Origin of the sequence: Rhabdothermincola sp., from assembly GCF_036846205.1 — a bacterium.
Taxonomy (GTDB): Bacteria; Actinomycetota; Acidimicrobiia; order Acidimicrobiales; family Acidimicrobilacustridaceae; genus Rhabdothermincola.
The window spans coordinates 1-5,538 of record NZ_DAIUCK010000145.1; the positions used below are offsets into that span (position 1 = coordinate 1).

Below are 5,538 nucleotides of genomic sequence, written 5' to 3' on the forward strand. Positions count from 1 at the left end.
GGTGTATGGGGGTAGCGGGGTGGGCAACGCCGGTGGTGTGGACGCCGAGGAGATTCCGTGGCACGGGCGGCCGGCTTCGTTGCCGCTGACCCTGCCCCCCCTCGCCGCGATCTTTCTGGCCCCCGCCTCGGCGTGAGTGATTCCCACGTTCCGGCTTCTAGGTTCGTCATCCATGAGGTACCGTTGCGTGCCTCAGGCGGACCGAGACCCAGAGCACCCGTGAACCCGACGTCCCTCGACCACCCCTCGATCGTGACGCGCCCCGAGCGGCGGCGCGACCGCGCCCGCGCCCTGCTGCTCGGCGAGCCGGTGGGGGAGGAGATCACCCCCTACGAGCCGGCCGTGGTGGTGCCGGATCCGCACCGCGGCCGAGGGTCGCTGCGGCGCAACGGGCTGCTCGTGGCGTCGACCATCTCGGGGCTGCTCGGCACGGCGATCATCGTGGCCACCGCGCCCGTGTGGCGGCTCGACCTGTTCTCGAAGCGGCTGGCGATCCCGGGCATCCCGACTCCTGGCAGCTCGTTCTTCGCCGGGGCCAGCTTCCTGCTCGGGGTGTGCCTGCTCACCGTCGGCTGGGTGATCCTCATCGGTCGCGCCGAGCGGCAGCGCTGGAGTGAGCGGCGGCGCCTGCTCATGGTGGCGGCGGTCGTCTCGGTGTGGGCCGTGCCGCTTCTGTTCGGTCCTCCGCTGCTCTCCAACGACGCCTACAGCTACGTGGCCCAGGGGGAGTTGGCCAGCCGGGGTTTCGACCCCACCTCGCACGGTCCGGTCTACCTCGGCGCGGGCAAGATCATGAGCGCCGCCGACCCCGTCTGGCGCAACGCGCCGGCACCGTACGGCCCGGTGGCCATCGGCCTCAGCCGGTTGGTGGTGGAGGTCACCGGCCATGAACCCGCCTCGGCGCTGCTGGGCATGCGCGTGCTGGCCATCATCGGGGTGGTCATGTCCGCGGTGGGCGTGGGCCTGATCGCCCGCAGCTACCGGGTCTCACCTGCCAGCGCGATCGCCATCGGCATCGCGAACCCGCTGGTGCTGCTGCACCTCGTGGGTGGTAGCCACAACGACGCGCTCATGCTGGGCTTCCTGGCCCTCGGCTTGGCCGCGGTGCGCGCCGAGCGCCGGTGGCTGGGGATCGTCCTCGTGGCCGCGGCCACCGCGGTCAAGCTGCCGGCTGCAGCCGCGTTCCTCTTCATCGGCTGGACCTGGACTCCCGTGCAGGTGTCGCTCCGGCGCCGGGCTGCGCAGGCCGGGGCCGTCCTGGCCGCGGGCATGGCGGTGGTCGGGGTGCTGTGCGTGATCGGCGGCACCGGGCTCGGATGGATCACGAACCTGCGGGGGACCGGCACGGTCAAGACCACGTTCTCCGCCACCACCCGCCTCGGGTTCGTGGTCTCGGATCTGCTGCACGCGGTGGGCCTGTCGGTCAACCAGGAGACGGTCGTGTCGCTCACCCGCCTGGCCGGTCTCCTGCTGGCGGCGGCACTGTCGCTGCTCATCCTGCTCCGGAGCCCCCGGCTGGGCCTGGTGCGGTCGGTGGGGCTGGTGATGATCGTGGTCATCGTGCTCGGCCCCGTGGTGTGGCCCTGGTATCTGCCTCCGGGGTTCGCACTCCTCGCCGCGGCGGGGATCGGCAAGTACCGCCCCTCCTACCTGGTCGGCGTGTTCGCCGTGAGCCTCCTGGTCTTCCCCACCACGGTGGAAGGGGTGCCCACGCTCAGCCGCTACCAGCACATCCTGGCCCTCGGCGTGGTGGCCCTCATCGTGGGCGCCTGCTTCGCCGCCCAGTGGATCGCCGATCGGGCTCGCGACCGCCGCATCCGCCGGCATCGCAGCGACGGCACGTTGCCCGAGGCGATGGAGGTCGCGTCCGTCCTGGGCCGCTGAGGGCTCGCCGCCGCGCCCTGCGGCGGGATGAGCGGGACGGGGAGGGCTGCGACAGTGGTCGGGCTGCCGCAGCCCTCGCCCCCAGCGAGTCATCGCCGCGAGGGGTGGCGCCGATACCACCTTGGTTGGCCGTCGTCCCCGGCGCCTCGTAGCATCGTCGGGATGCCAGCCCTCGCAACGGAGCCTCCGAGTCGCCGTGGCCACCCGAGCCCTTCGCCGTTCCGTCGCGCGCGTCCGGGCCGCGGCTGCGTCGGACGCGGCCGGGCTCCGTCAGGCGCTGGCCGCCCTGCTCGTCTCCTCCGGTGGTGACCTCCTCGCCGGCCTGACCCTCGGCGCCATCACCGGCACCCTTGAGGCCCTTCCCGGGCTGCTGGTGCTCGTGCCGGCCGCGATCGGCATGCGCGGCAACATCTTCGGGGCGCTCGGCAGCCGCCTGGGCACCGCCATCCACACCGGCACGTTCCGGTTCTCCTGGCGCCGCGACACGATGGTGGGCCAGAACCTGTGGGCCTCCGTGGTGCTCACCCTGTCGATCTCGGCCGCGCTGGCGGTGCTGGCCAAGACCATGGCGAGCCTCTTCGGGGTCACCGACACCATCTCGCTGCTCGACTTTCTGGTCATCTCGATCGTGGGCGGGGTGCTCTCGTCGGTGGTGGTGCTCGCGGTCACCCTCGGGGTGGCCGGGCTGTCGGTGCGCCGGGGATGGGACATGGACAACGTGGCAGCGCCTCTGGTGACCGCCAGCGGCGACATGGTCACCCTCCCGTCGCTGTTCCTGGCCACCTTCCTGGTGGGTCTCGGTGGGGTGACGGCCGCCATCGGAACGCTGTCGGCGCTGGTCGCGCTCACCGCGTTGGTGTTGGCTTGGCGCACGGACCGCGAGGTCATGCGGCGGGTGCTGCACGAGTCCGTGCCGGTCCTGCTCGTCGCCGGCACCATCGACATCGTGGCCGGTCTCACCATCGAGCACCGGGTCGAGTCGTTCCTCACCTATCCGGCGTTGCTGGTCCTGGTGCCGCCGTTCCTCGAGGACACGGGCGCCCTCGGGGGGATCCTCTCCGCCCGGCTGGCGTCGAAGCTGCACCTGGGCGTGATCACCCCGGCGGTCAGGCCACAGCGTCCCGCCAGGGACGACTTCGCCATCATCGGGCTCCTCGCGGTGCCGGTGTTCACGTTGCTCGCGCTCTCCGCCGATCTGGTCTCGGCGCTGTTCGGGTTCGCCAGCCCGGGAGCGCTGCAGATGATCGCCATCACGTTGATCGGGGGACTGCTTTCCACCGCCGTGGCCGTCGCCGTGTCGTACTACGGCAGCGCGCTCACGTACCGGCTCGGTCTGGACCCCGACAACTACGGCATCCCGCTGCTGACCTCGACCATGGATCTGGTGGGCGCGCTCTCGCTGGTCTTCGCCATCATCGTCCTCCGAGTCGCCTGACGATCCCCCGCCCCGACCTGGGGCAGGATGGGGGCCGTGCTCGAGGTCCGGGTGTTCACCGGCGGCCAGCAGGTGGAGCAGATCGCCCCCGAGGCGATCTCCTCCCACGTGGGCGGTTCCGGGGAGTTGGTGTGGGTCGACGTGGTGAGGCCCACGGAGGACGACCTGGCCTGCATCACCCGCGAGTTCGACCTCCACCCGCTCGCGGTCGACGATGTGCGGTTCCGCAACCAGCGACCCAAGGTCGACCTCTACCCTTCCCACGCCTTCGTCGCGGGCTACGCCCACGACGAGGACCCCCTGGACCTCCCCGAGGTCGAGCTGTTCGTCGGGCCGAACTGGCTGGTCAGTGTCCGTTCCCCGAACGGAGCCGGGCGGGTCTTCGACGTGAGGCCGGCGGTCGAGCGCTTCCAGCGCACCTCCGGGGACGGCGCCGGCGTCGGGTTCTTCCTGTACACGCTGCTCGACGACATGGTCGACGGGTACTTCGACACCGTCGAGGGAGCGGAGGACCGGCTGGCCTCGATCGAGTCCAGTCTGTTCCAGGCGTACTCGAACGACCGGGAGGCCGAAGCGGGCGAGCAGGTGATCGCCGCCGTGGACCGGGAGCTGCAAGGCGAGCTGCTCCACATTCGGCGTGTCCTCATCGCCCTCCGGCGCAAGGTGGTCCCGATGCGCGAGGTGGTGCTCGTGATCCTGCGCCGCGAGATCCCCTGGATCGAGGATCGGGCGATCCTGTACTTCCAGGACGTGCTCGACCACCTCCTGCGGGTCGTCGACGAGATCGACACCCAGCGGGAGCTGCTCGGCAACATCGTGGACGCCCACCTCGCGCTGGTCGCGAACCGCACCAACGACGTCATGAAGAAGACCAGCGGCTGGGGTGCCATCCTGATCGTGGCCACGCTGATCGCCGGCATCTACGGCATGAACTTCCGCAACATGCCCGAGCTCGAATGGCGTTACGGCTACTTCGGCGCGCTGGGCACGATGCTCGCCACCACGGTGGGGCTCTACCTCTACTTCAAGCGGAAAGGCTGGATCTGACCTCGGCCCCGTCGGTGGCCGGGCCGGTACTGCGCTCGCCCAACGTGCGCAGCGCCAGGACCAGCATGGCGACGAGGAGCCCGTTGCGCACCAGGATGGGGAGCATCGCGTAGAGCCGCCCTTCGATCTGGGCGTGGATGCTGGCCAGGATGAACGTCGTGAGCGCGCTCACCGCCAGGCCCAGCCATCCCAGCACCCGCTCGCCATGTGCGGCCGCGATGGCCACGAACGGCATCAGCCACACAACGTACTGGGGCGAGATGATGGGGGAGAACACGAGCAGGCCGACCACCGCGGCGAGCGGGGCCACGCCGTCCAGGACTCTCGGGGAGCGGTCGGGGCCGCGACCGACGAGCCACCAGGCAGCGACGACCGTGCTCAGCGAGGCGAGGGTGAGCAGCGGGCGGCTCCAGCCCGGCATCGGGGTGCCGGTTCGCCACGCCCCCTGCTCGAGGCGACTGGCGGCCGGATCGAGCAGGTGGAGCACGGCGCCGGGGAGGCTCTCGATCTGCCAGCCCCTCGCCCCCCGGTAGCTCACCACCTGCTCGACACCGCGGATCCCACCGAGGCCGAGCCAGATGGCGGTGCCGAGGCTACCCACCACCACGACGGTCGCCAACGCTCGCCAGCGGCGCTCGACCAGCAGGCGGGGGAGGACGGCCAGGGGCCACAGCTTGGCCAGCACGGCGAGGGCGAGCGACGTGCCGGCCGAGATCTCGTGTGCCCGTCGCAGCAGCGCCAAACCGAGCACCGCGAGCAGCACGGACACCAGATCGATCCGCAGGTAGGGGAACGGGAAGAGCACCATGGGGGTGCCGAGCAGGAGATAGGCGACGGCGCTGCGCCGCCCCCACCCCCAGCCGAGGAGTGCCGCGACCGCGAGGTCGGCGACGAGCTGGCTCACCGCCAGCCGGGTCAGCGTGTCGAGGTGATCCTGGCCGACCACCAGCTCGAGCACGGCCAAGGTGACGGGTGGGTACTCCACCTCGAAGTCCCGATACGGCCAACCGTCCGAGCTGGTGATGGTCTCGTAGCGGAGAGCGTCACCGCCGAGGATGGAGTGCTCCTCCTCCACGCCGCTGTGCAGCACCGCGACGACCGAGACGATCCGTATCGCGATCAGCAGCAGCGCCAGCCAGGCCCAACGCGACGACCCCCCGGTTGCCCGGGGG

Annotated in this window: 5 protein-coding genes; 4 read left to right on the forward strand and 1 reads right to left on the reverse strand. The window is 71.0% G+C overall.

Annotated elements, in window-relative coordinates; all coding sequences use genetic code 11:
* The 4 genes from V7004_RS15865 to corA all read left to right on the forward strand — a co-directional run.
* Window positions 1-136 (forward strand): alpha amylase C-terminal domain-containing protein (locus V7004_RS15865; RefSeq protein WP_442968077.1); only part of this gene is annotated, 136 nt, incomplete at its 5' end.
* Between the two features lie 83 nt (window positions 137-219).
* Window positions 220-1,884 (forward strand): polyprenol phosphomannose-dependent alpha 1,6 mannosyltransferase MptB, encoded by a 1,665-nt coding sequence (gene mptB, locus V7004_RS14995; RefSeq protein WP_334145001.1) that lies wholly within the window; start codon window positions 220-222, stop codon window positions 1,882-1,884.
* 196 nt (window positions 1,885-2,080) lie between these two features.
* Window positions 2,081-3,319 carry a magnesium transporter gene (locus tag V7004_RS15000; RefSeq protein ID WP_334145002.1) on the forward strand — a complete coding sequence of 413 codons (1,239 nt, stop codon included), beginning with the start codon at window positions 2,081-2,083 and terminating at the stop codon, window positions 3,317-3,319.
* A gap of 36 nt (window positions 3,320-3,355) precedes the next feature.
* A complete protein-coding gene (corA, locus tag V7004_RS15005; protein WP_334145003.1) occupies window positions 3,356-4,366 on the forward strand; it encodes a magnesium/cobalt transporter CorA in 1,011 nt (336 codons plus the stop codon).
* Here corA and V7004_RS15010 read toward each other — a convergent pair.
* Window positions 4,344-5,538, reverse strand: a 1,195-nt coding sequence (locus V7004_RS15010) for a glycosyltransferase 87 family protein (RefSeq protein WP_334145004.1), incomplete at its 5' end; no start/stop codon positions are given. The two genes, corA and V7004_RS15010, sit on opposite strands and share 23 nt — an antisense overlap.